The following is a 26,887-nucleotide window of genomic DNA, read 5'->3' on the forward strand; positions in this document are numbered from 1 at the left end:
AGTTATCCTACCTTCCCTGGAGTAAATCACCTACGTACCCAAGCGGCACATGGCCCTGTAGGAGCGGCCTTGTGCCGCGAAAGGGGCGCGCAGCGGCCCCAGCGATCTTTGCATCAACACTGAGATCCTGGGGCTGCTTCGCAGCCCTTTCGCGGCACAAGGCCGCTCCTACAAGGGATTGCGCATGGCCTGTGGGACTGTCAGCCGACCAGATAGCGCCGCCGCTTCGACCGGTAGTTCGCCGGATCCAGGTGCGCGGGCAGCCATTGCCCGGCCTGCGGCTTGAGGTAGTTGCCGGTGCTCCCGGGCCGGGCCTGGTACTTCGCCGCCAGGTAGCGCGCATAGTGGTGATCGAACAGGCGCATGAACTCGCCGAAGTAGATGTCCGCCACCCGGGTATCGCCGTGGATCACCAGCATGTTCTCGTCGTTCTTCTCCTGGGAGGCGGCGCTGAAGTTCGCCGACCCGGTCACCACCGTGGGCTGCTCGCCCAGGGGGTCGACCAGCAGGTACTTGGTATGCACGTAGTCGTTGCTGTTCAGCGGGTTGTCACGCTCCTTGAGCGCGTTGGTCAGCGGGTTGTCCTCCCCCAGGAAGCTGCCGGCGGCAAAGATCACGTCACCGTCGGTGCCGATGTTCTCGGTCTTCCTGAGCGGGTCGTCCTTGATCACGTAGCGCAGCACGTCGTTCTGCGCCTGGAGCACCTCCTGGAACTCCCGAGCGATCTCGAACGCGGCGGTAAAACACACCAGCTGACGGGCTGCGCCGGCCAGGTCCGCGTACCACTGCAAGGTCTTCTGCGCCTGGGGCGTTTCCTTGCGCTCGCGGGGACTGAACAGCGGGTAGGTGCCCGGCTGCAACGGCAAGGCGGGCAGCGGGGTAGCCTGGGTATTGGGCGCACGCAGCCTGGCTGGGGTCATGTTCTGTTGCAGCCGCGTCCAGTAGTCCAGGTATTGCCGGGCGATGATGGGGGCGTGGACAACATGGCCGACATTGGAGTGGCCGAAGATCCCGCCAGCCGAGATATTGGTCGAGCCGGTCCAGACGCTGACCGGCTGGCCATCCTTGAGCAGCACGATGAACTTGTTGTGGCGGATGCCTTCGCTGACCGTGCGCGGATGCACCCAGGCCTGCAGGCCGGCCTGCTCGATGGTGGCCAGGTTGTTCGCCTTGTACTTGCTCTGGGCATCGAAGACGACCTGCACGTCGCCTTCACGGGCGGCCTCGCGCAGGGCCTGGGCGACCGGCAGGTACTGGAACTCGTAGAATGCCGCGCGCAGGCCCATGCCTTTCGCGCCGCCGCGCCCGATGAAGTCGAGCAGGCCCTCGTAAAGGCCCCGCGAAAGCCATTTCATCGGTTTGGAGGCCGGCGCATCGGGATCGGGAGCGACGTTATCGAATTCCCTGGCATAAGCCTGGGAGCCGATCACGCCGCGGTTGAAATGGATATCGTGCCTCAGGCCCTCGCCGCCCGGCGCAAGCGTGGGCTCACAGCGCACGCGCACCGCGACGCCCCGGGCGTCGTCGATGCGCAGGTTCCTGGGCTCGCCGAACACCGGCTGCACCGTGTAGGCGTACTCCCCTTCGGGCGCGACGGTGTAGTCGGCCCACAGGAAACTCTGGATCGGATGCTCGCTGGTCGGCACCAGCGTGCCTGGTGGCAGCCCCTTGTCCTTGTCGGCGAAGCGCTTGAGGCCGCGCAGATAGTATTGGGTCCGCAGCTTGCCGGCCGCGTCGAAGTACCGACGGTGTACGGCAAAGCCCAGCAGGTTCTGCTCGCCGACCAGGGTCTCGAGGCTCGGCGGCGTGACGAAGTCCCAGGCCAGGAACACGACATGGGTGCCGGCGATGGCCCGTACCCGCAGATAGTCGCCATTAGCGGATGCTCGCATGGGTGCACTCCTTGCAGGCCGGTTACTGGAACGGCGTCCTGACCTTGATCTGCTGATTGTCGGGGGTCCCGCCGCTCGGGCACGGGATCGCAGCGAGCTGCTTGTCCAGGCACACCCAAAGCTCCTTCAGACGGTTGCCCGAACCCACCGAGACCCGCAGGCTCTGTGCCGGCAATGCAGGGTTGCGGGCCAGGAAGGCCTGCTTGATGTCGCTGACCTTGGCGTTAACCAGTTGATTGGGGCCAGGGTTGCTGCCGAGCATGGCTTGCGTGTCGGGACGGCGCAGCGTGTCGTACACCCGCTGGATATCGGCGAAGTAGCGGTTGGCGGACGACCAGCCACAGGTGCCGTGGGCCTGCCATTCGTTCTGCATCAGGTCCGGCCCCGGCATCATGCACAGGTGCTGCCTGACCAGTGGCGCCGGCAGCGAGCCGACGCTCTGGCAGTTGCGAGGATGGTCCTGGTTGGACTTGGCATAACGGTTCTGCGGCCACAGGCCATGCACCACCCATTCGAAACGATTGCCCGAGAAGCACTGGAAGGCATGCTTGTCCCGTTGCGCCTTGGGCTTGTTGCGCTGGCTCTCGCAGTGCTCCGGCGACCAGGACAGCACCAGCGCCAGGTAGTCGGTGGGCAAGTCCTTGTTGACGTAGTCCACCGGGCGCACCGGCGCGGGCTCGACGGCGTCGGGCAACGCGCAGATTTCCTCGGCGAAGATCGGTGAGGCGGCGGCCAGCCAGCCCCAGAGCAGCGTTCTGACCCAGGCGCAATGCCGTGGTGATCCTTGCATGATGACCTCCTTGTCGGGTTCGACAGGCTCCGTGCCTGTCGCTCGTACAACCCCGTCAGGAGATGGTGTAGCGCGAATATGACGATTCGTCAGTGGCGCTTTGTTGTATCGTTCGTCCCTGCCGTACCACCAGGCGCCAATGAAGCGAAAAAACATGAACCGTCGTAAAAAGATCAACCAGCTGTTGAAAGCCCACGCCAAGAAGGCCAACGCCAAACTGGCGCCGAAAAACCGCAACACCTACATCTCCAAGGCCGACCGGCTGAAACTGGCGGCCGAAGCCAGCCTGGGCGCCGAGCAGGCCACCGCAGACAGTGCCTCCCCCGCACAGCCCTGAGCCTGATAATGACAACACCTGCCGATAGAGCGAGCGATGCGATGGACCTGAAATTCAGCCACGTGGATGTGCTGGTCGCCGATCTGCAGGCCGCTTGTACCTACTACGCCCAGGTGCTGGGCGCCGAGATCTCGCGCACGCTCGTCTGGGAGCGCGGCGGCCTGCATGTGCACTACGCCATCGCCCGGATCGGCCAGGAGCGTTTCATGCTGGTGCAGCCGCTGGCGGGCAACCTCAAGGACCTGCTCGACAGCCATGGCGAAGGGATGATCTACCGCCATTGCTACTCCACGCCGGACATCGAACAGGCCTATGACCAACTGACGGCCAACGGCATCCAGCCCGAGGACGAGAACGGCAAGCCACTGGCGCGCGAGCACCTGCAGTCGCCTGCCGGTGCCCGCATCATCTGGCTGCCGAAGCGTTTCGGGCATTTCTCGATCGAGATCATCGAGGCACAGGCGCTCGAAGCCTTCATCGAGGATGCCTTCCTCCCGCAAGCCTGAATCAGAATGCGTACTGCACCCCGACGGTCGAGGTGACCGGCGTATCCTGGCGAATGATCGGGCTGTGGCGGACCTGGTCGGTGTAGTGCATCACGTTCACGCTGGCGATGGTCGACCAGTGCGGGTCGAACCGGTGCATCCACGACAGCTCGCCCGAGTAGGCATGGATGCCCGTGTCCGCCTTGAATCGATCGAAATCGGTGTTGTCGCTTTGCTGGGCAGTGACGCCGAAGTAGGTCTGGTTGTACTTGGCCTGCCCCGCATGCGCATTGAGGCCCAGGGTGACCATGTCGGCGTCGCTCTGGTGCAGCGTGTTCAGCAGGCCGAACTGGTAGCTGTTGCCGCGCTTGTAGCCACCGGTGCGCAACTCGGCGCCGGCGGTGACCGCCAGCCAGGGCAGGACCTGCTGGGCCAGGTCGATGTTGACCACCGTCGCTCCCCCTACCGCCCCCATGCCTTTCAAATCGTCCGAGCCAGCGCGGTACTTGCTGTCACCGTCGGCACGGCCGAAGTCGTAGCCGAGCGAGAGACTGGCGCTGAAGCCGCTGTCGAACTGGTGCTGGACGCCCACGCCCTTGAGGCTGTCGGCGAAGAAGATGCCGCGCTGGAGGGTCACCGATGGCAACAGGTGGCCCTGGCTGCCCTTCGCGCCCATGTAGCGCGGCGCGGCATGCAGGGCGAAGCCTGCGGTGACCTGGGTCTCGTCGCCCCAGATGATGTCCGGCGCAGTCTTTTCCTGGGCACTGGCCTGGCTGCAGGCAAGCGCCGCGTTGAGGGCAAGCGAAGTGCCCAGTATCTTCCTGATGGACGTTGATTCGAACATGATCATGACTCGCTGGATAAGGTTTTCGACACTGCGGGAAACGCACCGGGATTGCCCGGCGCATTTCAACTGGCGCGCACTCTAGCGAGGGTCTGTCAATGTTCCTTCCAGCGATTGTCAAGGTCGTGTGAAGATGGCTGAATTTTCCGGGTAGGCCTCAGCTGTCCTGGCCCAGCACATAGCGGTCGAAGTGCTGGATATGCTCGTCGAGGTTGTCCTCGAGCATCATCCGGTACTGCTCGCAGAAGTACTTCAACAACTCCTCCCGCGCCGCGGCCATCTCCTGCGCTGACTTGAAGCTGCGCGCCGTCATCCAGGCGTTGAAGCGACTGGCGGCGAAGGTCATCGAAGCGCTGACCTTGCCGAGGTCTTCGAGCTTCTCGATCTGCTGGTTGGCCAGCTCGATATGCGCATCAGCGCGGTCGTAGAAGGCCTGGTCGGTGGCTTGTGCCATGGCGGTATACCTATTGGAGATGTTTGTCTCAGGCCGTCTTGGCCTGAACAGTGAACAGCCGGCTCATCAGGCGCGCACAGTTGGGTGCGGCCTGCATCCCCAGACCGATAGATTGAGGCGGCGACTGTAACAGAATGCTGTCCTGCCCCGGATACAAGGCTCGAAATCCCTGCCTGTGGGAGCGGGTTTATCGGACCGCCGCACCGCCGCGATCACCGGCAGAGCCGGTGCCATCCACCGCGCCGCCTGCTTCGCGGGTGAACCCGCTCCCACAGAGGTCCCTTCGCCTTAAACCGAGCGCAGGTTCAAAGGGCTCGGATCAACAGACTGCCGCGCATCGTGGCCACAGGCGACGAAATCCTCCTTGCGCAGCACCACCAGCGCCACCAGCGACGCCACACCGGTGCCCACGTAGAAGTACCACGGCGCGGTGATATCCCCGGTCACCTTGATCAGCCAGGTAGAGATCAACGGCGCGCTGCCGCCGAACACCGCCACCGGGATGTTGTAGGCCATGGCGATGCCGGTGGAGCGGATCCGCGTCGGCAGCAGTTCGCTCATCAACGCGTAGGTCGACGAAGCGTACAGCCCGAACAGGATCGCCACCGCCATCAGCGGCCAGAACAGGGTGGCCGGGGTGGCGCCGGGCGCGGTCTTGAAGAACCAGTACATGGCCAGGGTCGCCAGGGTGCCGATCACCATCAGGAACGGCTTGCGCCCATAGCGGTCGGTGAAGGCGCCGCCCAATGGCATCACCAGCGCCGCCGACAGGCTGGCGACGAACACGTAGAGCAAGGTGGTGCCGCTGTCGAACTTCAGCGTGTTGGACATGTAGGTCGAGGCGAAAGTCAGCACCAGGTAGAAGATCGAGCTGTGCAGGGTGATGATGAAGAACACCAGGGCGATCGAGCGCTTCCACTGCCATACCTCGCGCAGCGGCGCCTTGGAGGTCTGCCCGGCTTCCACCAGGGCGAGGAACTCGGGACTGTCCTCGAGCTTGAGGCGAATGTACAGCGAGATGAAGCCCAGGGGACCGGCGATCAGGAACGGGATGCGCCAGCCCCAGTCCTGCATCAGTTCGGCGCCCAGCGCCCAGGTCATGCCATTGGCCACGGCGCCGCCCAGCAGCAGGCCGAGCACTGCGGTGACCATCAGCCAGCAGGTGGCGAAGCCGCGTCGACCGGGGCCGGCGTATTCGGAAATGAAGCTGGTGATGGTGCCGATCTCACCGCCGGCAGAGAAGCCCTGCACGCAGCGGATCAGTACCAGGATCACCGGCGCGGCGATGCCGATGCTGGCGTAGGTCGGCAGCAGACCGAGCAGGAAGGTGGAGCCGGCCATCATCACCAGCACCGTGATCAGCGTGCGGCGACGGCCGATCTTGTCCGCCAGCGGGCCAAAGAACAAGCCGCCCAGCGGGCGGATGAAGAAGCTCAGGGCGAAGGCCGCGAAGCTCGCCAGCAGGCTGCTGGTGGGGTCGTCGGAAACGAAGAAGGCCTTGCCGATGTACAAGGCCAGGAAGCCGTAGACGCCGTAGTCGTACCACTCGATCAAGTGGCCGGTGGTGGCGCCGATAAAGGCGCGGCGCCGCTGGCGCTGGGTGTTGCCGGGTGACATGCCCATGTCGGGAACTCCTGTCGTGGTGCTTTCCATGAAAGATGCGGGTCAGTGGCTAATGCCAGTCAGTTAAGCCAATTGGGGTCGCTGCGCGACCCTTCGCGGGTAAACCCGCTCCCACAGGTACAGCGCTCGATTCAGCGTTTGCGCGATCCTGTGGGAGCGGGTTTACCCGCGAAGGGCTGCAAAGCAGCCCCAATAAGTGCGATGAAGCGCTAACTGACTGGCATTAGGGTCAGTGGCTGGCGAACGCCCCGTCGGCGTCCTGCAGCCACTGGCGCAGCTGGGTCTTGAGAATCTTGCCGTAGCTGTTTTTCGGCAGCTCGGCGCAGAACAGGTACTTCTTCGGTTTCTTGAACGAGGCCATGCGCGCCAGGAACCATTGGTTGAGCACCTGGGCATCGAGGCTGCCCGGTGTGCGCGGCACGACGAAGGCCACCACCGACTCGCCCCACTCGGCGTCGGCCTCCCCCACCACGCAGGCCTCGAACACCTCGGGATGCTGGATCAGCACTTCCTCGACTTCGCGCGGGTAGATGTTGCTGCCGCCGGAGATGATTACATCCTTGCTGCGGTCGGTCAGGCTCAGGTAGCCGCGCTCGTCGAGGTAGCCGATGTCGCCGGTGCGCAGCCAGCCGTCCACCAGGGTCGCCTGGGTGGCCTGCGGATCATTCCAGTAACCCTGCATCACCACCGGCCCGCGCACGCTGATCTCGCCGGGTTCGCCGGCCGCCAGCGGCTGGCCCGCGCCGTCCACCACGCGCACCTCGACACAGGCCTGGGCCCGCCCCACCGAGGCGGCGATGGCGGGCCAGTCGGGGTGCTCACGGTCGGCGATGACCTCACGCGACAGCGCGCTGATGGTCATCGGGCATTCGCCCTGGCCGTAGATCTGCACCAGGCGCGGGCCGAAGGTGTCCAGGGCCTCGCTGAGGTCCGCCAGGTACATCGGGCCACCGCCGTAGACGATGGTCTTGATGCCCGCGCCGTCATAACCCTGTTGGCGGGCCTGCTCGACCATGCGCTTGACCATGGTCGGCGCGGCGAACAGGCTGACCTGTCCCAGGGTCTGCGCCAGGCCGAACAGCTCGACGGCCTGGAAGCCCCGGGACAGCGGCACCACGTGCCGGGCGCCGCAGCGCACGTGGACGAAGTTGTACAGCCCGGCGCCATGGGACATCGGCGCGGCGTAGACCACGGCATCGACGGCGGTTACCGGGTCGACGTCCAGCGGGTAGCACAGCGACATGGCGACCAGGTTGCCATGGGACAGCATCACGCCCTTGGAACGCCCCGTGGTGCCGGAGGTGTAGAACAGCCAGGCCAGGTCGCTGTCCTGACGCGGGTGCGGCTGCGCCAGTTGATCGCTGTCGAGCGCGCCGGGCGCGGCCAGGACAGGCGCAGCCAGCTCACGGCAGCCGACTGGCAGGGTCGCGCTGTCGAAGAGCTCGCCCTCGTCGGTATAGATCAGACGCGCCCCGGCATTGCCGGCAATCCAGGCCGCTTCCAGGGCGTGCAGCTTGCTGTTGATCGGCACCGCCACCGCCCCGCTCCACCAGATGGCGTAGAGCAGTTCCAGGTAGACGCAGCTGTTCTTCATCAGCAACGCCACCCGGTCGCCCGGTTCGATGCCATGCACGTCACGCAGTTCCAGTGCCCGTGCCCGCACCTGGGCGGCGAACATCCGGTAATCGGCCACCTGACGCTCCCCGTCGAACAGCGCCGGACGCTCGGGCCAGCGCTGGGCTGCATCCTGCAGCCAATGGGCGATGTTCATCCTCAGACCCTGACCGCTTGCAACACGCTGGCATAGTTGGCCACCGCCATGCCGCCCATGTTGAACAGCAGGCCGAACTCGGCGTTGGGCACGCCCAGGCCGATGGGCTTGCCGGTCAACTGGGCGAAGCCCAGGGCATGCATCGACACCCCGGTGGCGCCCACCGGATGGCCCTTGGCCTTGAGCCCGCCGGACAGGTTCACCGGCAGCCGTCCGCCCTGGCGCACGATGCCATCGTCCAGCGCCCGGTGCCCCTCGCCCCTTGGCGCCAGGCCCATGGCCTCGTAGATCAGCAGTTCGGCGATGGTAAAGCAGTCGTGCACCTCGGCGAAGCTCAGGTCGTTCAGGGTCACCCCCGCCTCGCGCAACGCCCCGTGGATTGCCCGTTGCGGCCCCTCGAAGGCCAGCATGTCGCGACGCGACAGCGGCAGGAAGTCGTTGACCTGGACCATCGAGCGGATCGCCACCTGGCGGCGCATCGAGCGGGCGCGCTCGGGCGAGGCCAGGACGATCGCCGCCGCGCCGTCGCTGATCAGCGAGCAGTCGGTCAGGCGCAGGGGCGCGGCGATCAGTGGGTTGCTTGGCGACACCTGGTTGCAGTGCTCGAAGTCCATCACCCGGTGCATCTGCGCCAGCGGGTTGGCCATGGCGTTGGCGTGGTTCTTCACGGCGATGGCCGCCATCGACGCCAACGGGCTGTGGTAGCGCTCGGTGTACTGCTGCGCTACCTGGCCGAACAGCTGGGCGAAGCTAAGCCCGGCTTCCGCCAGGTCGTTCTGGTAGCCAGCACCGGCCAGCGCCCGGGTGACCTCGACCGTGCTGTTGCCGGTCATTTTCTCCGCGCCGACCACCAGCACCAGCTCGGCGGCGCCGCTGCGGATCGCGTTGATCCCGGCCTGGATCGCCGCCGAGCCCGAGGCGCAGGCGTTTTCGCAGCGGGTGGCGGGCTTGAAGCGCAGTTGCGGGTCGGCCTGCAGCATCAGCGAGGCCGGGAAGCCGTCGGCCACCAGGCCTGAGTTGAAGTGGCCGAGGAACAGCGCGTCGATCTCGGCGGCGTCGATGGCCGCGTCCTGCAGGGCATCGCGGGTGACCTGGACGATCAGGTCCTCGAGGTTCAGGCCATCCAGGCGGCCGAAGGGACTGTGCGCGGCGGCGACGATGGAGATGGAATCGTGGAGCATGGTGGTTTTCTTCTGTCCTTGAAGCGGGTATTGCATACAATGTGGCAGTACCCGAATCCCACGCTAGTTGGGGCAACTACGTACGCGAGTAAGTAGTGAGCCGTACGGGACACCACCACAAGCACCAAGGCAGGAAGCCTGATGACCGTACCCACCCACGCCTCCCCGGACCTCGAACGCCTGGCGTTCCAGGTTTCACCGGCGCCGCAACTGATCACCGGCCACCGGCGCATGCTTGACTGCAACGAGGCCTTCTCCCGGCTGTTCGGCTATACCCGTGAAGAACTGCGCGGGCATCTGACCTTGCTGCTCTACCCTTCCCACGCTGATTACCAGAGCATCGGCGAGCGCAGCGAGCACTGGCTGCGCAACGGGCTGGGCGCCTTCTACTCCGACGAACGCTTCATGCAGCACCGCAATGGCGAGGTGTTCTGGGCCCGGGCCCAGGGCTTCACGCTGACGGTGGAGGATCCGTTCAAGCTGATGATCTGGCATTTCGAACGGCTCGACCGGCAGCCGGCGCCGACGGTGCAACTGACGCCACGCGAGCGGGAGATTTCGTTGCATATCGTCAATGGGCTGACCTGCAAGGAGGTGGCGCGGCGGTTGGGGATCTCGCATCGGACAGTGGAAGTGCATCGGGCACGGCTGATGAAAAAATTGCAGGCGAAGAACAGCGCGGAGTTGGTGTCGAAGATCATTTTCATCAGTTGATTGCGGGTCATCAGCAACCCGCAAACAGGTCGCTTGCCTGAACGGACCCTACCTTTGCAGCAGGGCCACCATCTCCTGGTATCCGCGCTGGCGGGCATGCTCCAGCGCGGTCACGCCATCCTTGTCGGCGATCCGTGGATCCGCCCCGGCCGCCAGCAGCCGGCGCACGATCTCCACATGCCGCGGGCCGCCATCGCCGAGGATCACCGCCTCGAGCAGCGCGGTCCAGTGCAGGCGGTTGAGATGGTTCACGTCGACGCCGGCATCGATCAGCAGCTGCACGGTCTCGACATGGCCGCGCTCGGCCGCCGGGATCAGCGCGGTGCCGCCGTAGCGGTTGGTACTCCTCAGGTCGGCGCCATGGGCCAGGGTCAGGCGCAGGATGTCGTTCAGCCCGCGGGCGCCGGCATACAGGTAGGGGCTGTCGTTGATATTGTCCTTGGCGTTGACGTCGGCCCCGGCCTCGATCAGCACCTTGGCCACATCCACCTGGTTGGCGTGGGTCGCCACCAAGAGTGCGGTCTGGCCCTGCTCGTCGCGGGTGTCCGGCGGTGCGCCCTGCTCCAGCAACTGGCGCACGACTGGCGCATCACCCCGTTGGGCGGCATCGAGCAAGGCGGTGTTCATGGTCGTGGTCTCGGCATGGGTGGTAAGGCTCAGGCTCAACAGCAAGGCGGCGAACGGCAGGCGCATGGGCATCGGTTCCTTGTGCGACGAAGCTCCAATGTAGGGCCCTGATCGTTGTAGCAGAAGTGAATTATCTGGATGCAACCCAGTGTATTTGCGCATGTTGCCGGGTAGCGGTTCCCATGGTAGAAGTCAGGCTTGTCATTCAGAAGCTGAATACCAAGATGTCTTCCAGCGTAAAGCCGAATAGGGCCCTGTTCGACCTCGACCTGCTGCGCGCCATCGTCGTGGTGGCCGACTGCGGCAGTTTCACCACCGCCGCCGCACGGCTGCACTCCACGCAGTCGACCATCAGCCAGAAGGTTCGCCGCCTCGAAGACATGGTCGGTCATCGCCTGCTGGTGCGCGGCAACCGCGACGTGCTGCCCACCGATGCCGGGCAGACCTTGCTCGGCTATGCCCGCCACATGCTGGCCTTGAACGACCAGATGCTCGAAGCCCTGGCCGGGGCCATGGTCGGCGTCACCGTGCGCCTGGGGGTGCCGGAGGATTTCGTCGGCGGACGCACCACCAACGCGCTGTCCGCGTTCAGCCGGCGCCATCCGCAGGTCAAGCTGGAGGTTACCAGCGGCCTGTGCCGCGACCTCAGCCAGGCCTACGACAACGGCGAGCTCGACCTGGTGCTGCTCAAGCAGCGGCGCAACAGTCGCGAGGGCGTGGCCTGCTGGCCGGAGCGGTTGCAGTGGATCGACAGCGTACGCACACCGTCCTTCGAACTCGATCCGATTCCGCTGGTGACCTTCCCGCCACGCGGGCTGTACCGCGACGACATGATCAATGCGATCGAAGGCATGGGCCGGCGCTGGCGCATCAGCTTCACCAGCTCCAGCCTCAGCGGGATCCAGGCGGCGGTGGCCGACGGCATGGGCATCAGCCTGCTTCCTCCACGCGCGGCGCTGGCCGAGCACCGGGTATTGGGTGCCGAGCAAGGGCTGCCTGAAGTGGACAGCTACGAGATCGTGATCGTGCATCGGCCGACGGCGGACGTGATGGTCAAGGCGCTGGCCGAGGTGCTGACGGAGTTGCTGGCGCTGCGGGCGATCTGATACGGCCATCGCGACTTGCCCCGCGATGGCACTCTCTCAGTCCCCACAACAGTGGGGTTTGTCCTGCGCGTCCTCATAGCGATCATGATGCCGCACCCAGTCCATCGTCCCTTCCTCGTTGCGCCCCAGGGGCGCCAGGTCGAGGAAGTTGTAGGCGTTGACCAGGATGTCCAGCCCCCGGGCATAGGTGGAATAGGTGTGGTACAGGTTGCCGTCGGCCTCCCGGTAGAACGCGCTCAGCCCGGGCAGCTCCGCCTCGTTGCCGGTATAGGGTTCGTAGTTGTACTGGGCGCTGCCGTCGGTGGCGACACTGACCCCGAAGTCCTGGTTGAAGGGGCTGCCATGCGAGGAGTACCACGGGAAGCGCCAGCCCATGCGCTGGCGGAACGCCTGGAACTCGGCATAGGGCGCCCGCGACACCGCCACCAGGGACACGTCATGGTGGGCCAGGTGCAGGTTGGCGCCGTCAAAGTGGTCGGCGAGGAACGAACAGCCCGGACAGCCTTCGTTCCAGCCTTCGGCGAACATGAAGTGATAGACCAGCAACTGGCTGCGTCCGGCGAACAGCTCGGTCAGGCCCAGCTCGCCGTGCGGGCCGTGGAATCGATAGTCCTGTTCCACCCGCACCCAGGGCAGGGCGCGGCGGGCGGCGGCGAGTTCATCGCGTTGATGGGTGAAGGCTTTCTCGTGCAGCCAGAGCTGCTGGCGGGCGGCAAGCCACTGGCTGCGCGTGACCACGGCATGCTTGGGGATGGGATGGCTCATGGGTGTGACTCCACGCTGGGGGTTCACCAGGTGGTCGAACAGGTACCGAATGTTTCGACAGGCCTTGTGCCGTTACCGACGGATGGTCACGCAAAGCGGGGAAAAAGGAACCGCGGCGCCAGGGAGAGCAAACACCGCGGTCCAAGGGGGGAGCCCGTCACTGCTGGGTCACAGTCGCCGAGTTGGCATTGCCATACTGGGTAATGGTGGCGGTCTGGCTTGCGCCACTCTGGTCGACGAACGCCTGGTTGCCGTTGCCACCCTGGGTCACGTAGGCAAGGTTGGCCACGTCGGTCTGCTTGATGGTGGCCTCGTTGCCATTGCCGTACAGCTGGTAGGTGTAGCTCTGGTTGCCACTGCCCGACTGGTCGAGGGTGATGCTGCCGCCATTGCCGGCGGCCAGGCCTTCGGCGTAGTTGGCGGTGCCGCGCTGGTCGGCGATGAGCAGGTTGTCGCTGCCGTTCTGCTCGAAGTACAGCTCATTGTTGCTGTCGGCCTGGCGGGTTTCCATCTGGTTGCGGTTGCCGTTCTGGTCCAGCCGCGCGACCTGGGCGTTGCCTTCCTGGGTGATGTTGACGCCGTTGCCATTCCCGGTCTGGTTGATCTGCGCCTGTTGGCCGACGCCGAACTGCCCACCGGATTTTTCGCCCTTCCAGTTGCTGGCCATGATCTTGTTGGCATTGCCCGCCGTGCTGATGGTCAGGCTGTGGTTGTCGCCGGTCTGGTAGGTGAAATGCAGGTTGTTGTTGCCTACCTGCGAAATACTGGTCACCGCCTGGCTGGTCTCGTACTGGTCCGACCAGCTGGCATTGCCGCGACCGGTCTGGCTGAGGCCTGCGCTGTTGCCCTGTCCGAAGCTCTGGTCGATGTAGCCTTCGTTGGCCTGGCCATTCTGGTACACGCTGGCCTGGCTGGCGGCCTGGTTGTCCTGCCACACCTCCACCGAGTTGCCGGTGCCGTACTGGTCGATGCCGATGGTGCCGCCCAGGCCGTCGCGCTGGTCGCCATAGGCCCAGTTCTGCCTGCCCTCCTGGTAGATCGCGATATCGCCGTCCTGGTGAGTCATGTGCTCGGCGGCCGCCTGGTTGCCGGTGCCGCCCTGCATGATCACGCTCTTGTTGTTGCTGCCGCCGAACAGCTGCTCGACCGTGGCGTCGTTGCCATGGCCTGACTGCAAGGTGGTGGCCTGGCTGCCCAGTTGGGTGTCCTGCCAGATGACCGAGCGGTTGCCGCTGCCCAGCTGGATCTGCAGGGACTCGTTGTTCTCGCCCACCGACTGGCTGGCGAAGGCGTCGTTGAGGCTGCCGCCGGACTGCTGGGTGATCTGGCTGCCGTTCTCGTACAACTGCTCGGCGTAACCGGCGTTGAACGAGCCGGTGGCGCTCTGCTGGATATGGCTGGTGCTGTTGTCCTGCAGCGCCATGTGGTTATGGTCGTGGCCGGTCTGGTTCTGCGTGGCCGAGGCGAACGGCGCCTGGCTCTGCTTGACCTCGGCGATGTTCTGGTTGCCCTGCTGGGACTGGGTCGAGATGCTGTCGTCGGCCATGGCCTGGCCGGCAAGGGCCAGGACGATGGCAGCGCTCAGGGGGGCGAGCTTGTGCATGGTGTTGCCTCCAGATCTGTCGTGGTGGGCCTAGCGGTATTGGCTGACATGGACCTGCTGGCCGTTGCCGGCCTGGGTCACGGTGCTGTTCAGCCCCGTGCCGCGCTGGTCGATGGTGGCGTTGTTGTGGTTACCGATCTGCTCGATGGCGGCGCTGTTGTCGCTGCCGTTCTGGCGGATCGTGGCGTTGTTGCCCTGGCCCTGCTGGCTGATCGCGGCCGTCAGGTCGCTGCCTTCCTGCAGGATGTACGCCTCCTGCGCGCTCCCGGCCTGGACGATCCGGCCCAGCAGGGCCTGGCCGTTCTGGTCGAGGGCGGCGCGGTTGCCCGTGCCCAGCTGCTCGATCACCGCAACCTGGCCGGCAGCGGTCGGCAGCAGGCGCAGCACCAGCGGCTCGCCGAGGTCGCTGCCGACGGCGAGGTCGGCGTTGTCCATCAGGTCGTCGGCCAGGGCCTGGCCGGTCAGGGCCAGGCTCAGCAGCAGTGGGTACAGGGCGTTCATGGCATCCCTCCGTTTACTGCACCACCACGTTGACCGTGCGCGTGGTGCCCTGGCTGCTGGTCACCGTGGCGGTCGGCGCGGCGGTGGGCACCAAGGTCGTGCTGTTGCTCACCGTCAGGCGCCAGCGGCCGGTGACCGGCACGGTGGTGGTACCGAGGGTCTGCACGCCGGTGGTGGTGGTCACGCGCACGGTGATGGTGTTGCCGGTGGTCACCGAGGATGTGCCGCTGATATCCCAGTTGAAGCGGTTGTTCGAGCGCGCCGTGACCGTCGCCGCGGTGACCGCGAAGGTTTCCTGGGCCGGCCGTGGCGACACCTGCACGGTGACCGTGCCGGGCGTCGAGGTGGCGCCGATCGAGTCACGGGCGACGTAGCTGAAGCTGGTGGTGAACGCCGCGCTCACCGTGGCCGGTGGCGTGTAGGTGATCACGTTGCCGTCGGTGCTGACCGTGCCGCGTCCGGCCGGGGTCGGCTGGGTGACGCTGGCGATGGTCAGCGGCAGGTTGCCTTCCGGGTCGGTGTCGTTGGCCAGGGCGTTGATGGTCAGTGGCACGCCGAGGGTGGCGACGCTGTCGGCCACCGCGCTCGGTGGACGGTTCGGCGCGACGTTGACGGTCACCGTAGCCGGGGTCGACTTCAGGCCCTTGGCGTCCTGGGCGCGGTAGCTGAAGGTCGCCACCACGGGCGCGGTGGCGCCGGCCGGCGGGGTGTAGGTCACCGCGGTGGTGCCGTTGAGTACCACGCCACCCAGGCCGGTACCCGGCTGGGTGAGGTCGGTGATGCTCAGTGGCACGTTGCCGTCCGGGTCGCTGTCGTTGGCCAGCAGGTTGAGGGTGATCGGCACCCCGACACTGGTGCTGGCGCTGTCGGCCTGGGCCGCGGGGGCCTGGTTCTCGGTGGGCACCGGGGCATTGCCGACCACCACCACCGGCTCCACGTCGATACCGCCGTGGGCAGACTTGACGGTGATGCTGGCGGGCGGCTGGGCCAGGTCGTTGACCGTCAGGCTCTGCTGCACGCCGGACTTGGACATGCGCCCGAAGCCCTGAACCAGCAGGTCGGGCACCACCACTTCATCGCTGGAGCGAGCCTCGACCAGCAGGCGCTTGGCGCTCCAGTCGTAGCGTGCGGTGGCGACCTTGACCACATCGCTGAGCTTGCTCGACAGCGCCGTCGGCCGCGTGGTGCCGGCCGGGCTGCTGGCGGTGACCACCACCACCGACGGTGGCACGGCCTGGCTCAGTTGCTGACTGAAGAACAGCCCGTTGTTGTCGGCGAGCATGCTGAACTGGCATGGCGACGGCGGCGAGCCGATCAGCGCCAGGCCGTTGCGCAGGCACAGGCTGGCGCTGTTCGGCGCCTTGGCGAAGACCTCGACGCGGGTGCCGGCGGCGTTGCGCTGGTAGGTGGCGCGCTGCAGCGTCACCGGGGTCTGCTGGCGCTGGTCGAGGACCTTGCCGGAGACGGTGAAGACGTTGGTCTGGATGGTACCCGCCGGGCCCTGGATGCGCACGAAGTTGGTGTTGTTCGGGCTGCCGGTCACCGCCTCGGTGATGTTCGGGTCGCCGACGAAGGTCTCGGTGGCGCCGGTGTCCGGGTTGACCTCGGTGTACGGGCCGCCGACGCCGCGCAGGAACGGGCCGAGGTTGCCGTTCAGGGCGCCGCTGAAGTTGCCCGGCGCGCCGATGCCGATGTCGCGGGTGATGTTGATCGCCCGTCGGCCGGCGGTGGTCACGTTGACCGTCTCGACCCCGAACGGGTGGGTGATGGTGTAGGTGCCAGTGCGCGGCACCGAGGCGCGGATGCGGATGCGGGCAAAGCTCTGCTGGTCGCCGTTGACCGGGTTCTCGGCGGCGAAGGCCGCCTCGAGGCCGGCGACATAGACTTCCAGCTCGTAGCCGCTGTTGCCCACCTGCGGGATCTCGGTCTCGGCCAGGAACCAGAACATCTCCGGCGGCCAGTTGTCCGGGAACACCAGCGGCAGGGCGTCGTCGTAGACCCCGGGCTCGGGCAGCAGCGTGCACATGTAGGCCGGGGCGCCCGGCGCACCCGGTGCCCGCGAGCTGGTGGCGCGTGACTGGCACAGCTCCAGGGCAAGGTTGTTGGCGTCCTTGTACCACATCGGGTAGCCCCCGGTGGCGAAGGTGTAGGGGCCGGGATCGACCTCGCTCAGCGCGGCCCAGGCCGCGCTGCTGACGGTAAGGGTGAAACCGGCGGCGCACAGCGCCCGACGCGACCAAGTATTCATGCGGCCTCCTTGAAGGCGGTGTCTGTTCATGGCACCAGCACCACGTCTTCGTTGTCGCTGCCGCCGTGGCTGCTGGTGACTTGCACCTGCGCTGGCGGGATGGGTGACAGCCCGGTGGTCAGGGACTTGACCGCGCCGTTGCCGCTCAGGTTGCCGATCAGCGCACCGTTGCCGGTGCGGGCGGTGAGTGCGGGCGGACTGGTCTCGTCGCTGCTGCTGGCGACCAGGGTCAGCTGGCCGCTGGCCAGGCTGTATTCGGCGCGGCTGATGGTCACCAGGTCGGTCAGCGGCATGGCGGCGCTGGTCGGCGTGCTGGTGGTGATGGCCAGGCTGTTGTCGGCGGTTACCTGCAGGGTCAGCGGCAGGGTCGGGTTGAGCGCCGACTGGCCGTACCAGGCGCCAGTGCCGTTGGCCTCGCCCAGGGAGAGGGTCGGTGTCTGGCTGGTCAGGGTGACCGTGGCCGGCGCCGGCGGCGCCATGACGAACACATCCTGCTGGGCCCGCAGGTCACCGTTGACGGTATGCCGCGAGTAGGTGCTGCGCTGGGGGATCAGCGGCGTCGGCCGGTTGACCGTGGACAGCTTGCCGGAGATGGCGAACAGCTCGGTGCGCAGGTCGATGCCGTTGGGGCCCTCGATGCGCACGAAGTTGGTGTTGAACGGGCTGCCGGTGACCGGCTCTTCCAGGTTCGGGTCACCAATGTAGCTTTCGCTGGCGCCGGTGCCGGGGTTGGTTTCGGTATAGGGGCCGTTGACACTGCGCAGGAACGGCCCGACGTCGCCTTTGAGCGCGCCGCTGTAGTCGCCGGGAGAGCCGATGCCGATGTCGCGGGTCATGTTGATCGCCCGGCGCCCGCCCGCCGGCACGTCGAACACGTCGACGCCGTAGGGATGGGTGATGGTGTAGGTGCCGGCCACCGGCACATCGACGCGGATGCGCACCCGAGCGAAGCTGACCTGGTCGCCATCCACCGGCTCCTCGGCGCTGAAGGCGGCCTCGATGGCCGAGCCGAAGCTCAGGTCGATGCCGCGGGCGGCATCGACAATGGCGGCGTCGGCGGTAAACCAGAAGGCCTCGTCGGGGAAGTTGCTGGGGAAGACGATCGGTTGGGTATCGTCGAACACGCCGGGGGTGGGCAGCAGCGTGCACATGTACGACGGCGCGCCGGGGGCACCGGCGACCCGTGAGCTCACCGCCTTGGACAGGCACAGGTCGAGCACTCGGCCATGGCTGTCCTGGTACCAGGCGGGGAACTTGCCGGTGGGCAGGGTATAGGGGCCGCTGTCGACCGCATACAGCGCAGCCTGGGCCGGTAGCTGGAGCAGGCCGGCAAAGATCGCCACGGCCAGCGGGTGGGGAGTCGGTCGGTGCATGAGTTGCTTCCTCCTGCAAACGGGCCCATGGGTTGGGGCGTCTGCAGAGGCATCGGCAACTGTTGTGCCAGGTTTCCCATGGCCTTGAGAAATGGCTCTGGAGCAAGGGTTCCAGCGTGCCTGACCGGTATCCGGCGAAGTGTTGCAGATGGGCGGGTGGACCCAGCATTGGGGAATGGGGCCAGGGTGGCGTGGTATTCACCGCAAGGGATTGTGCGCCGGTCAGATCGAGCGCTGTGCGCGTGGTGCTCGATCTGGCCGGCGTTACAAGGCGTGCAGCGAACGCCTTGAATACGCTACCTCTCGGTACGACGTTCCATCAGCGTGTGCGGCAGGACCCTGGAATACGCACCCTGGTGATAGAGCAGCGGCGAGCCGCCCAGGTCGTCGAAGGCCAGCACCCGGCCGAGGAGGATCCAGTGATCGCCGCCATCGATCTGCTGGAACTTCTCGCAGCGAAAACGCGCCGCGCAGCCTGGCAGCAAGGGCGCCCCACCCTCTCCGGTCTCGTGTTCGATTCCGGCGAAGCGGTCTTCGCTGGGGCGGGCAAAGGTGTTGGACAGGTCGATCTGGTCGGCGGCCAACACATTCACGGCGAAGTGCCCGGCGGCCTCGAACACCGCATGGCTGCCTGAGCGTTTGTCGATGCTCCAGAGCACCAGCGGCGGATCGAGGGATACCGAGTTGAAGCTGTTGGCGGTGACGCCGACCTTGCGCCCGGAGGCGTCGGCGGCGGTGATCACGGTGACGCCGGTGGCGAAGTTGCCCAGGGCGCGGCGGAAGGCGCGGCTATCGAAGGGAGTGGACATGCAAGGCTCCGTCATTGTTATCGGGCTGGGTCGGTTTGCGGGCGCGGGCTTGTCTGGTCGAGCGCTATCGCGGGGCAAGCCCGCTCCCACGTTGTTCCGTCCATGTTTATCGGTTGCAGATCAGGTCATCGCCGGGTCCGGCTCCAGCCCCATCAGCTCGCGCCCGAGGATCTGCGCGCAGACGTCGTAGTCGGTGTAGGCATGCGCGCCGGTCATGTGCGCATCGCGGAACAGTCGCTGCAGCTCGTTGCCGTCGAACCAGGCGCCGCCGCCGGCCGCCTCCATCAGCCGATCCACGGCCTGGATGCACAGCTTGACCGCGTAGCCCTGGTTGGTGCGCCAGTAGGTAAGCTCGGTGCGGGTCGGGTATTGGTGCCGGGCACTGTACTCGGCGATCTGCTCCCAGCTCTTTTCCAGCAGCGCACGCGCCGCGGCGACCTGGTGGGTGGACTCGGCCAGGCGCATCAGCGCCGGGGTGGCCGCGCCGACGGCGGCGCCGGTGTAGGCGCGCACGCGGTTGCGGGTCTTGTCCCTGAAGACCTCGAGCATGCGCTCGGCGATGCCCAGGCTGACCGTGGAGAATCCGCTGGCGAAGTACGGCCGGTACGGGTTGAAGTAGATCGCACTGTCCGGGTACAGCCCGAAGCCCGCCGACTGGCCCTCCATCATGTCCCTGGCCTTCTGGATACGGTGTTCGGGCACGAAGGCACGCTCGACGATCAGCGTGCGGCTGCCACTGGCGCGCATGCCGGCGGCGAACCAGTCGTCGCGGATCTGGTAGTCGCTGCGCGGCAGCACGGCGAAGCAGTAGTCCTGGCCGCCCTCGGGGTTGCCCCGGCGAAAGCCCATGATCGCCCACTCGGCGTGGTCGCAGCCGCTGCTCCAGCCCATCTCGCCGCTGAACAGCACACCGCCCTCGACCTCCTCGGTGCGGCCGAACGGCGCGATGCTGCTGCTGGCGGTGGCGTCCGGGTCGCGGCCCCAGATCTCGTCCTGCAAGCGTGCCGGGAACATCGCCAGCTGATGGCTGTGGGTGCACAGCAGGCTCATCGCCCAAGCGGTGCTGGCGCAGGCGCCGGCCAATGCGGCGATGCACTCGGCGAACTGCGGCAGGCTGATTTCCAGGCCGCCGTAATGCCTGGGCAGGAAGGCCTTGTGCAGGCCGATGGCCTTGAGCGCGGCGATGTTCTCGGCGGGCACGCTGCGCTCGCGCTCGGCCTGGTCGACGCGGGCGGCGATGGCCGGCAACAGGGGCTTGAGGTCTTCGAGCAGGGAGTTTGGCTTTTTCATGGTCTGGCTCATTGTTATTGGACCCTGGCGAACGCTGCCTGGAAGGGGCCGCTCGCTGATGAATGCCGGGTCAGTATGGGAGCCGTGGGCGAGGTGGAAAATGCAACTTCCGCACCTCGGATTGCACTTTTCGTGGCGCCTGGCAGGCAGGGTCATGGGGGCGGCACGGGCAGACAAGAAGCACAGGGCTGCGCGTCGTAACCTGCAACAAACCAGCGCCACAGATCCCTGTAGGAGCGGGCTTGCCCCGCGATCACCGGCACAGCCGGTGCCAAGCAGCGCAGCGCCTGGATCAACGCATCTCGCCATTACCCGGAGCCCTGCCATGAGCGATATCCCCCTCCTCCCCAGCGTCAGCGCCTTCCTGGCCCGCGACCACGGTCTGTACATCCATGGCGCATCGGTCGCCAGCCAATCCAGCGCCCGCATCACCGTGCACAACCCGGCCAACGGCGAAGCCATCGCCCAGGTCGCCGATGCCAACCTGGCCGATGTCGAGCGCGCCGTCGAATCGTCCCGCCAGGGCTTTGCCAGCTGGTCGCGCACCAGCCCCGCCGCCCGCGCCGCGGTGTTGTTCCGCCTGGCCGACCTGCTGGAGGCCAACCGCGAGGAACTGGCCCAGCTGGAAACCCTGCAGTCGGGCAAGCTGATCGGCATCGCCCGCGCCTTCGAGGTGGAGCAGGCCGCGCACTTCCTGCGCTATTACGCCGGCTGGGCCACCAAGATCACCGGCCAGACCATCACCCCGTCCCTGCCCTCCTTCGCCGGCGAGCGCTACAGCGCCTTCACCCTGCGCGAGCCGGTGGGCGTGGTGGTGGGCATCGTGCCGTGGAACTTCGCCACCATGATTGCTCTGTGGAAACTGGCCTCGGCCCTGACCACCGGCTGCAGCATCGTGCTCAAGCCCAGCGAATTCACCCCGCTGACCCTGCTGCGCATCGCCGAGCTGGCCAGCCAGGCCGGCCTGCCGCCGGGCGCGCTCAATGTGCTGACTGGCGGCGGCCTGGTGGGCAAGGCGCTGGTCGAGCACCCCGGCACCGACAAGGTGTCGTTCACCGGCTCCGTGCCCACCGGCATCGCCGTCGGCCAGGCGGCCATGGGCGCCAAGCTGACCCGGGCGACCCTGGAGCTGGGCGGCAAGAACGCGGTGGCGTTCCTGCCCGATGTCGCCGTCGACAAGGCGGTGGACGGCATCATCGAGGCCGGCTTCCTGCACTCCGGGCAGATCTGCGCCGCCGGCGAGCGCTTCTACGTCCATCGCTCGCGCCTCGACCCGCTGCTCGAAGCCCTGTCCCAGCGCCTGGGCCAGTTGAAGATCGGCTCACCCCTGGACGAAGCCACCCAGTTCGGCCCGGTGGCCAACAAACCGCACCAGCAGAAGCTCGGCGAGCTGTTCGCCACTGCCCGTGCCGAGGGCAACCGCATCGTCCATGGCGGACGCCTCGGCGACGGCCCAGGCTGCTTCGTCGAGCCCACGGTCATCCTCGCCAACAACGCGGGCGACACCCTGCTCAACCAGGAAACCTTCGGCCCGGTGGCGACCTTCCTGCCCTACGACCATGAGGACGAACTGATCCACCTGATGAACGCCTCGCCCTACGGTCTGAGCGCGAGCCTGTGGACCAACGACCTGGGCAAGGCCATGCGCCTGATCCCGGAGATCCAGGCCGGGACCCTGTGGGTCAACATGCACACCCTGCTCGACCCAGCGGTGCCGTTCGGCGGCATCAAGGCCTCGGGTATTGGCCGCGAGTTCGGCTCGGCCTTCATCGACGACTTCACCGAGCTGAAGTCGGTGATGATCCGCTACTGACCATGACCCACGCCAACCACGACCTGGGCCGCTACTGCCTGCAGGCCTTCAGCCAGCAGGTGCCGGCCTCGCTGGCGGCGTTCTACCGCATCGATGCCGGGCAGCAGGCCTGCGACTTCCTGTTGCAGGACCTGCAGGCACCGATGCATGCCCGCTACCTCGAGCACTACCGGGCCTTCGACCCGCTGCAGCCCGAGCGCTGCCTGGCCATCGGCCAACCGGTGGTGTCGCTGCGCCAGGGCCTGGCCTGCCTGCCCGAAGCCCAGGGCCAGACCTACCGGCGTTTCCTCGCGCAGCATCAGGTGCTGGACGTGGTGGAGATCATCGCCCAGGCCGATGGCCGCCCCGTGGCCGGCGTCTCGCTGTTGCGCTGTGCCAGCCTCGGTGAGTTCCGCAGCGACGAACTCGAACGCCTGCTGCCCCTGCACGGGCTGATGCAACTCGCCGTGGCCAGCCAGCCGCTGGCGAGCGCGCCCGCGCCCGTCGAACTGACCCCACGGGAACGGCAGATCGCCGAGCTGCTGCGCCAGGGCAGCAGCAACAAACTGATCGCCCGCGCCCTGGGCGTCGGCCTGCCGACGGTGAAGACCCACCTGATCAACCTGTTCCGCAAGCTCGGCGTGCGCAACCGCACCGAGCTGGTGACCAGCCTCTACCTGTGACTCAACCTTCCGGTTGATACCGCCGCCCGTCACACCGTTGCACCCTGTGGCCACCCCAACCACAGGAGTCACCGCCATGCCCAACACCGCCGACTGGATCACCGTGGGCGCGCTCGCCGACGGCTTCGCGCCCGAGGCCTTCATCCTGCCGCAACTGACCGACCTGTCCGGGCGCACGCTCACCCTGCACTTCGCCAATGGCTGGGTCATCGAACACCGCTTCGACAGCGAGCGCCTGCACTGGCGCGCGGCGGACGGCCACAGCAACGGCAGCGCCGGCTACCGGGCCACCTCGGTGCGCCCCGGCATCTACCTGGTCGACTTCATCAAGCACGAGGCCGGCCAGGCCTGGTCGGTGTCGCTGGTGCTCGACACCCTCGAGCACGCCTTCACCGCCGTGCTCGGCCGCTTGCCCGACCAGGCCCGCACCCAGCGCGGCCTGTACGCCCTGGCCCTGGCCGGCGAAGCGCTGACCGGCGTCGAGACCAGCTTCCTGCACGGCAGCCTCGACCGCCCCTGGCAGGCCGGCGCCTGCCCCCACGCGCCGACCACCGAGCTGGTCGGCCTGCGCAACCACTACCGCTACAGCCCCACCGAGGAGTACGAGCACATCTACCTCAACGCCAACTACTACAGCTGGCAGTGCCTCAAGGGCGTCGAGCAGGGCCTGTGCGACACCGACCGGGCGTACTACTACAAGATCGCCGAGCAGCTGTACCTGTTCGTCTGGTGCGAGAAAATCGTGCCCACCCTGGGCCTGGTGATGATCGACCTGGCGCACCACCGCAGCGACGGCAAGATCTTCGGCTACCAGGACGGCGGCTTCGATGCGCTGGCCAATTTCCCGGTGTCGTCCCACTGCCGGGTGCTCAACCGCACGGAGCCTGCGCAGTGAGCCGCGGCGTGCTGATCACCGGGGCCGGCAGCGGCATCGGTGAAGCCTGCGCCCTGCGCCTGGCCGGCCAGGGCTGGCAGGTAGCGCTGGTGGGCCGCCGCCGCGAAGCGCTGCAGCGCGTCGCGCAGCGGTGCGATGGCCTGGTGCTGACTGGCGACGCCGCCGACAGCGCTGCCTGGGCCGGTTTCATCGAGCAGGTGCGCACCCGCTTCGGCGGCCTCGACGCGGTGATCGCCTGCGCCGGCGGCCATGGCCTGGGACCGGCCGAGCAGACCAGCGACGCCGCCTGGCGCGAGGCCCTGCGCGGCAACCTCGACAGCGCCTTCCACACCGCCCGGGCCTGCCTGCCGTTGCTGCGCGAGCGGCGCGGCAGCCTGGTGCTGCTGGGCTCCATCGCCTCGCTGGCGGCCGGCCCCGAGGTCTGCGGCTACACCACCGCCAAGCATGCCCTGGTCGGCCTGACCCGCTCGCTGGCCCGTGACTACGGGCCATTCGGCGTGCGGGTCAACTGCGTCTGCCCAGGCTGGGTGCGCACGCCCATGGCGGATCAGGAGATGCAGCCATTGATGGATCACTACCAGGAAGACCTCGACGCCGCCTACCGGCGGGTCACCGCCGACGTGCCGCTGCGCCGCCCGGCCAGCAGCGACGAGATTGCCGCCGTGTGCCAGTTCCTGGTCGGCGCCGAAGCCAGCATCGTCACCGGCGCGGTGATCACCGCCGATGGCGGTTCGACCGTGGTCGACGTGCCGACCCTGGCCTACACCCGCCTGGAGCCATCGGCATGAACGCGCGCTACGACTTCAAAGGCCGCACGGTGCTGGTCACCGGCGCGGCAGGCGGCATCGGCCAGGCCATCGTCGAGGGTTTCGCCCGTGGCGGCGCCCGGGTGCTGGCGCTGGACCTCGACCCGCAGGCGTTGCAGCGCCTGGTCGAGGACCAGGTGGCGTTGGGGCACGAGGTTCGTGGGGAGGTCCTCGACCTGGCCGACCCCGGCGCGATCCGCGCCTCGCTGGCCGGACTGCAACGCCTGGACGTGCTGGTGCACAACGCCGCCTACTTTCCACTCACCCCACTCACCGAGATCGACCCGGCCCTGTTGCAGCGCACCCTGGCGGTGAACCTGGGCGCATTGTTCTGGCTTGTCCAGGGCGCCCTGCCCCTGTTCCGCCGCCAGGGTGGCGGATGCGTGCTGGCCACCTCGTCGGTGACCGGGCCCCGGGTGGCCTACCCGGGCCTGAGCCATTACGCGGCGTCCAAGGCCGGGGTCAATGGCTTCATTCGCAATGCCGCGCTGGAACTGGCGCCATTCAACGTGCGGGTCAACGGCGTGGAGCCGGGGATGGTGCGCACGCCGGCCATGGACAACCTCGGCGATACCACCCTGAACGCCCGGATCGCCGCCGGCGTGCCCCTGGGGCGACTGGGCGAGCCGGCCGATATCGCCGCGGCGATGCTGTTCCTCGCCTCTGACGCCGCCTGCTACATCACCGGCCAGACCCTGGTGGTCGACGGCGGCGCGACCTTGCCGGAGAGCGCCGCGAGCCTGTGATGGCGGTGATATGCAAGACCGCTGGCAGCCACGGGCAAGACCGCCGCCAGCGTTCCACGCGCTAATAGCCCGTCGCCTTTCGACACTGCCTCCACAACAACGCGGCACCCAAGACCGCACACAACAAACGAGGATCGATCCATGCGTCTCACCCCACGTCGCACCGCAATGGCCGCGGCCCTGGCCCTGCTGGTCCATGGCCCGGCCAGCCCGGCCTACGAGCTGCACGCCGACGACGACAGCCACCTGAATGCCGACCTGCTCGCGGTCTGGGGCATGTTCAACAGCCGCCACAACTACGACGGCACTCCCGGCGGCTCGACCTGGCGCGAGGGTTTCATCAAGTACGGCCTCAGCGGCGACCAGGGCCTGGGCGGCAACGGCAGCCTGTACGGCGCCTTCAACTGGGTCAGCTCCGGCGCCTGGGGCGACGGCGACGCCGGCGGCAACCAGGACGGCTCCGAACGCACCACCAAGATCGAGGACGCCTACCTGGGCTGGCGCTCGGGTGATCTGTTCCCGTTGCTGGGCAAGGATGGCGTTGACCTGTCCGGCGGGCGCCAGGTGATCCGCCTGGGCAGCGGTTTCCTGATCAACGACGACGGCCCCAACCTGGGCAAGGGCCCGGCCGACGGCCAACTCAACCGCGGCGGCGGCTTCTACCTGGGCGCGCGCCACGCCTTCGACCGCACCGCGGTGCTGCGCCTGGGCGGCAAGCAGGGGCTGCATGGCAGCGTGCTGTGGCTCAAGTCCGACAACCGTGCCCAGGCCGAAACCGAGCTGGCGGCCGGCACCCTGGACTACACCCATGAACTGGGCACCCTGGGCCTGACCTATATCCACGGCATCGACGTGACCGACCAGTGGGCCAGCGAGTTCCAGAAGGCCCGTGAGGGCATGGATGTGTACAGCCTGCGCGGCGAAGGTGGCGTCGGGCTGGAAAACACCCGCTTCGCTTTCGAGTACGCCTGGCAGGACAAGCGCGGTGGCCGCGAGACCGCCTGGTACACCGAGGCCGCCTACACCTTCGCCGAAGCCCCCTGGGCGCCGCAGCTGACCTACCGCTACACCCGCTATTCGGCGGGCTGGGACCTGTTGTTCACCGGTCTGTCCAGCGGCTACGGCACCTGGATCCAGGGCGAGGTCGCCGGCAACTATGCCGGGCCGTTCAACACCAACAGCGGCATCCACCATGTGGGCCTGAAGGCCACGCCACGGGACGATCTCACGGTCGGCGCGCTGTTCTTCGACTTCGACACCGTGCGCACCCGCGACACCCTGAACCTGGATGCCCAGGAGCTGGATCTGTATGTGGAATGGGCAGTCAACGAGCACCTGATCGTCACCCCGCTGCTGGGGCTGTTCAAGCCGCGCAAGGATCAAAGCAATGGCGGCAACCAGGTGGGGAGCGGAACCAATATTTATAGTCAGTTGACGGTGGCTGTGCCGTTCTGAAGGGGTACCGGGGGCGCCCTGCGCCCCGTTCGCGGCACAAGGCCGCTCCTACAGGGACGCGCATTCTGCTGTAGGAGCGGCCTTGCGCCGCGAAAGG

General features: G+C 67.0%; 25 protein-coding genes. 10 read left to right on the forward strand and 15 right to left on the reverse strand.

Translation table 11 applies throughout. The features are described 5' to 3' along the window. Window positions 1-200 precede the first annotated feature (200 nt). Window positions 201-1,892, reverse strand: coding sequence for a phospholipase D-like domain-containing protein (locus POF53_RS09940; protein WP_254465027.1), 1,692 nt, complete (start codon window positions 1,890-1,892; stop codon window positions 201-203). Window positions 1,893-1,914: 22 nt separating this feature from the next. Beyond that, window positions 1,915-2,682 carry a ribonuclease T2 family protein gene (locus tag POF53_RS09945; protein WP_203647039.1) on the reverse strand — a complete coding sequence of 256 codons (768 nt, stop codon included), beginning with the start codon at window positions 2,680-2,682 and terminating at the stop codon, window positions 1,915-1,917. A 154-nt stretch (window positions 2,683-2,836) separates the two neighbouring features. Between POF53_RS09945 and POF53_RS09950 the strand changes: the two genes are divergently transcribed. Both POF53_RS09950 and POF53_RS09955 read left to right on the forward strand, forming a co-directional pair. Then, on the forward strand, window positions 2,837-3,019 hold the full coding sequence (locus tag POF53_RS09950; protein WP_234561438.1) for a DUF2986 domain-containing protein: 183 nt from the start codon (window positions 2,837-2,839) through the stop codon (window positions 3,017-3,019). Between the two features lie 41 nt (window positions 3,020-3,060). Beyond that, window positions 3,061-3,525 (forward strand): VOC family protein, encoded by a 465-nt coding sequence (locus tag POF53_RS09955; RefSeq protein WP_498967497.1) that lies wholly within the window; start codon window positions 3,061-3,063, stop codon window positions 3,523-3,525. A 1-nt stretch (window position 3,526) separates the two neighbouring features. Here POF53_RS09955 and POF53_RS09960 read toward each other — a convergent pair whose 3' ends face one another. The 5 genes from POF53_RS09960 to POF53_RS09980 form a co-directional block, all read right to left on the reverse strand. Further along, the gene (locus POF53_RS09960) at window positions 3,527-4,348 is read right to left on the reverse strand and encodes a MipA/OmpV family protein (protein ID WP_498967499.1); all 822 of its coding nucleotides are present in this window, start codon (window positions 4,346-4,348) and stop codon (window positions 3,527-3,529) included. A 157-nt stretch (window positions 4,349-4,505) separates the two neighbouring features. After that, window positions 4,506-4,802 carry a DUF3144 domain-containing protein gene (locus tag POF53_RS09965; protein WP_110737748.1) on the reverse strand — a complete coding sequence of 99 codons (297 nt, stop codon included), beginning with the start codon at window positions 4,800-4,802 and terminating at the stop codon, window positions 4,506-4,508. Between the two features lie 288 nt (window positions 4,803-5,090). Continuing rightward, the gene (locus POF53_RS09970; RefSeq protein ID WP_203647050.1) at window positions 5,091-6,425 is read right to left on the reverse strand and encodes an MFS transporter; all 1,335 of its coding nucleotides are present in this window, start codon (window positions 6,423-6,425) and stop codon (window positions 5,091-5,093) included. 229 nt (window positions 6,426-6,654) lie between these two features. Then, window positions 6,655-8,196: a class I adenylate-forming enzyme family protein gene (locus tag POF53_RS09975; protein WP_498967502.1), complete on the reverse strand. Its 1,542-nt coding sequence runs from the start codon at window positions 8,194-8,196 to the stop codon at window positions 6,655-6,657. 2 nt (window positions 8,197-8,198) lie between these two features. Continuing rightward, a complete protein-coding gene (locus tag POF53_RS09980; protein WP_203647052.1) occupies window positions 8,199-9,377 on the reverse strand; it encodes an acetyl-CoA acetyltransferase in 1,179 nt (392 codons plus the stop codon). A gap of 141 nt (window positions 9,378-9,518) precedes the next feature. Between POF53_RS09980 and POF53_RS09985 the strand changes: the two genes are divergently transcribed. Continuing rightward, window positions 9,519-10,091 carry a LuxR C-terminal-related transcriptional regulator gene (locus POF53_RS09985; RefSeq protein ID WP_203647054.1) on the forward strand — a complete coding sequence of 191 codons (573 nt, stop codon included), beginning with the start codon at window positions 9,519-9,521 and terminating at the stop codon, window positions 10,089-10,091. 48 nt (window positions 10,092-10,139) lie between these two features. Here POF53_RS09985 and POF53_RS09990 read toward each other — a convergent pair whose 3' ends face one another. Next, window positions 10,140-10,784, reverse strand: a complete 645-nt coding sequence (locus POF53_RS09990) for an ankyrin repeat domain-containing protein (RefSeq protein WP_498967504.1) — start codon at window positions 10,782-10,784, stop codon at window positions 10,140-10,142. A gap of 158 nt (window positions 10,785-10,942) precedes the next feature. Between POF53_RS09990 and POF53_RS09995 the strand changes: the two genes are divergently transcribed. Continuing rightward, window positions 10,943-11,824 (forward strand): LysR substrate-binding domain-containing protein, encoded by an 882-nt coding sequence (locus tag POF53_RS09995; protein WP_203647059.1) that lies wholly within the window; start codon window positions 10,943-10,945, stop codon window positions 11,822-11,824. Window positions 11,825-11,860: 36 nt separating this feature from the next. Here the strand turns inward: POF53_RS09995 and POF53_RS10000 are convergent, their stop codons facing one another. The 7 genes from POF53_RS10000 to POF53_RS10030 all read right to left on the reverse strand — a co-directional run bounded on the left by POF53_RS10000 (window position 11,861) and on the right by POF53_RS10030 (window position 20,413). Next, complete coding sequence (locus POF53_RS10000; RefSeq protein ID WP_498967572.1) at window positions 11,861-12,577, reverse strand: DUF899 domain-containing protein; 717 nt, start codon at window positions 12,575-12,577, stop codon at window positions 11,861-11,863. Window positions 12,578-12,746: 169 nt separating this feature from the next. After that, window positions 12,747-14,192 carry a curlin gene (locus POF53_RS10005; protein ID WP_232856490.1) on the reverse strand — a complete coding sequence of 482 codons (1,446 nt, stop codon included), beginning with the start codon at window positions 14,190-14,192 and terminating at the stop codon, window positions 12,747-12,749. A gap of 30 nt (window positions 14,193-14,222) precedes the next feature. Then, a complete protein-coding gene (locus POF53_RS10010) occupies window positions 14,223-14,693 on the reverse strand; it encodes a hypothetical protein (RefSeq protein WP_498967507.1) in 471 nt (156 codons plus the stop codon). Window positions 14,694-14,706: 13 nt separating this feature from the next. Beyond that, window positions 14,707-16,941 (reverse strand): Ig-like domain-containing protein, encoded by a 2,235-nt coding sequence (locus POF53_RS10015; protein WP_254465023.1) that lies wholly within the window; start codon window positions 16,939-16,941, stop codon window positions 14,707-14,709. A 26-nt stretch (window positions 16,942-16,967) separates the two neighbouring features. Beyond that, entirely contained in the window at window positions 16,968-18,314 is a 1,347-nt protein-coding gene (locus POF53_RS10020) for a hypothetical protein (protein ID WP_254465022.1), read from the reverse strand. 296 nt (window positions 18,315-18,610) lie between these two features. Continuing rightward, window positions 18,611-19,123: a flavin reductase family protein gene (locus POF53_RS10025; protein WP_498967510.1), complete on the reverse strand. Its 513-nt coding sequence runs from the start codon at window positions 19,121-19,123 to the stop codon at window positions 18,611-18,613. 120 nt (window positions 19,124-19,243) lie between these two features. After that, window positions 19,244-20,413, reverse strand: a complete 1,170-nt coding sequence (locus tag POF53_RS10030; RefSeq protein ID WP_498967512.1) for a p-hydroxyphenylacetate 3-hydroxylase oxygenase component — start codon at window positions 20,411-20,413, stop codon at window positions 19,244-19,246. 325 nt (window positions 20,414-20,738) lie between these two features. Between POF53_RS10030 and POF53_RS10035 the strand changes: the two genes are divergently transcribed. The 6 genes from POF53_RS10035 (at window position 20,739) to POF53_RS10060 (ending at window position 26,790) form a co-directional block, all read left to right on the forward strand. Then, the gene (locus POF53_RS10035) at window positions 20,739-22,226 is read left to right on the forward strand and encodes an aldehyde dehydrogenase family protein (protein WP_232856486.1); all 1,488 of its coding nucleotides are present in this window, start codon (window positions 20,739-20,741) and stop codon (window positions 22,224-22,226) included. A gap of 2 nt (window positions 22,227-22,228) precedes the next feature. Further along, entirely contained in the window at window positions 22,229-22,888 is a 660-nt protein-coding gene (locus POF53_RS10040) for a helix-turn-helix transcriptional regulator (RefSeq protein ID WP_203647071.1), read from the forward strand. 76 nt (window positions 22,889-22,964) lie between these two features. Beyond that, window positions 22,965-23,783 carry a molybdenum cofactor biosynthesis F family protein gene (locus POF53_RS10045; RefSeq protein WP_498967514.1) on the forward strand — a complete coding sequence of 273 codons (819 nt, stop codon included), beginning with the start codon at window positions 22,965-22,967 and terminating at the stop codon, window positions 23,781-23,783. Further along, entirely contained in the window at window positions 23,780-24,571 is a 792-nt protein-coding gene (locus tag POF53_RS10050; RefSeq protein ID WP_498967516.1) for an SDR family NAD(P)-dependent oxidoreductase, read from the forward strand. Before POF53_RS10045 ends, POF53_RS10050 begins: the two co-directional genes overlap by 4 nt. Next, the gene (locus POF53_RS10055; protein WP_254465017.1) at window positions 24,568-25,335 is read left to right on the forward strand and encodes an SDR family oxidoreductase; all 768 of its coding nucleotides are present in this window, start codon (window positions 24,568-24,570) and stop codon (window positions 25,333-25,335) included. The genes POF53_RS10050 and POF53_RS10055 overlap by 4 nt, the downstream gene beginning before the upstream one ends. 141 nt (window positions 25,336-25,476) lie before the next feature. Beyond that, window positions 25,477-26,790, forward strand: coding sequence for an alginate export family protein (locus tag POF53_RS10060; RefSeq protein WP_498967519.1), 1,314 nt, complete (start codon window positions 25,477-25,479; stop codon window positions 26,788-26,790). Window positions 26,791-26,887: the final 97 nt, after the last annotated feature.

Source organism: Mitsuaria sp. RG (genome assembly GCF_028369275.1).
Taxonomy (GTDB): Bacteria; Pseudomonadota; Gammaproteobacteria; order Pseudomonadales; family Pseudomonadaceae; genus Aquipseudomonas; species Aquipseudomonas peradeniyensis.

What these genes read in the sequence shown, in the direction of transcription:
- POF53_RS09940 (WP_254465027.1), bottom strand. Translation starts at nt 1,892, where the DNA reads ATGCGAGCATCCGCTAATGGCGACTATCTGCGGGTACGGGCCATCGCC.
- POF53_RS09945 (WP_203647039.1), bottom strand. Translation starts at nt 2,682, where the DNA reads ATGCAAGGATCACCACGGCATTGCGCCTGGGTCAGAACGCTGCTCTGG.
- POF53_RS09950 (WP_234561438.1), top strand. Translation starts at nt 2,837, where the DNA reads ATGAACCGTCGTAAAAAGATCAACCAGCTGTTGAAAGCCCACGCCAAG.
- POF53_RS09955 (WP_498967497.1), top strand. Translation starts at nt 3,061, where the DNA reads ATGGACCTGAAATTCAGCCACGTGGATGTGCTGGTCGCCGATCTGCAG.
- POF53_RS09960 (WP_498967499.1), bottom strand. Translation starts at nt 4,348, where the DNA reads ATGTTCGAATCAACGTCCATCAGGAAGATACTGGGCACTTCGCTTGCC.
- POF53_RS09965 (WP_110737748.1), bottom strand. Translation starts at nt 4,802, where the DNA reads ATGGCACAAGCCACCGACCAGGCCTTCTACGACCGCGCTGATGCGCAT.
- POF53_RS09970 (WP_203647050.1), bottom strand. Translation starts at nt 6,425, where the DNA reads ATGGGCATGTCACCCGGCAACACCCAGCGCCAGCGGCGCCGCGCCTTT.
- POF53_RS09975 (WP_498967502.1), bottom strand. Translation starts at nt 8,196, where the DNA reads ATGAACATCGCCCATTGGCTGCAGGATGCAGCCCAGCGCTGGCCCGAG.
- POF53_RS09980 (WP_203647052.1), bottom strand. Translation starts at nt 9,377, where the DNA reads ATGCTCCACGATTCCATCTCCATCGTCGCCGCCGCGCACAGTCCCTTC.
- POF53_RS09985 (WP_203647054.1), top strand. Translation starts at nt 9,519, where the DNA reads ATGACCGTACCCACCCACGCCTCCCCGGACCTCGAACGCCTGGCGTTC.
- POF53_RS09990 (WP_498967504.1), bottom strand. Translation starts at nt 10,784, where the DNA reads ATGCGCCTGCCGTTCGCCGCCTTGCTGTTGAGCCTGAGCCTTACCACC.
- POF53_RS09995 (WP_203647059.1), top strand. Translation starts at nt 10,943, where the DNA reads ATGTCTTCCAGCGTAAAGCCGAATAGGGCCCTGTTCGACCTCGACCTG.
- POF53_RS10005 (WP_232856490.1), bottom strand. Translation starts at nt 14,192, where the DNA reads ATGCACAAGCTCGCCCCCCTGAGCGCTGCCATCGTCCTGGCCCTTGCC.
- POF53_RS10010 (WP_498967507.1), bottom strand. Translation starts at nt 14,693, where the DNA reads ATGAACGCCCTGTACCCACTGCTGCTGAGCCTGGCCCTGACCGGCCAG.
- POF53_RS10015 (WP_254465023.1), bottom strand. Translation starts at nt 16,941, where the DNA reads ATGAATACTTGGTCGCGTCGGGCGCTGTGCGCCGCCGGTTTCACCCTT.
- POF53_RS10020 (WP_254465022.1), bottom strand. Translation starts at nt 18,314, where the DNA reads ATGCACCGACCGACTCCCCACCCGCTGGCCGTGGCGATCTTTGCCGGC.
- POF53_RS10025 (WP_498967510.1), bottom strand. Translation starts at nt 19,123, where the DNA reads ATGTCCACTCCCTTCGATAGCCGCGCCTTCCGCCGCGCCCTGGGCAAC.
- POF53_RS10030 (WP_498967512.1), bottom strand. Translation starts at nt 20,413, where the DNA reads ATGAAAAAGCCAAACTCCCTGCTCGAAGACCTCAAGCCCCTGTTGCCG.
- POF53_RS10035 (WP_232856486.1), top strand. Translation starts at nt 20,739, where the DNA reads ATGAGCGATATCCCCCTCCTCCCCAGCGTCAGCGCCTTCCTGGCCCGC.
- POF53_RS10040 (WP_203647071.1), top strand. Translation starts at nt 22,229, where the DNA reads ATGACCCACGCCAACCACGACCTGGGCCGCTACTGCCTGCAGGCCTTC.
- POF53_RS10045 (WP_498967514.1), top strand. Translation starts at nt 22,965, where the DNA reads ATGCCCAACACCGCCGACTGGATCACCGTGGGCGCGCTCGCCGACGGC.
- POF53_RS10055 (WP_254465017.1), top strand. Translation starts at nt 24,568, where the DNA reads ATGAACGCGCGCTACGACTTCAAAGGCCGCACGGTGCTGGTCACCGGC.
- POF53_RS10060 (WP_498967519.1), top strand. Translation starts at nt 25,477, where the DNA reads ATGCGTCTCACCCCACGTCGCACCGCAATGGCCGCGGCCCTGGCCCTG.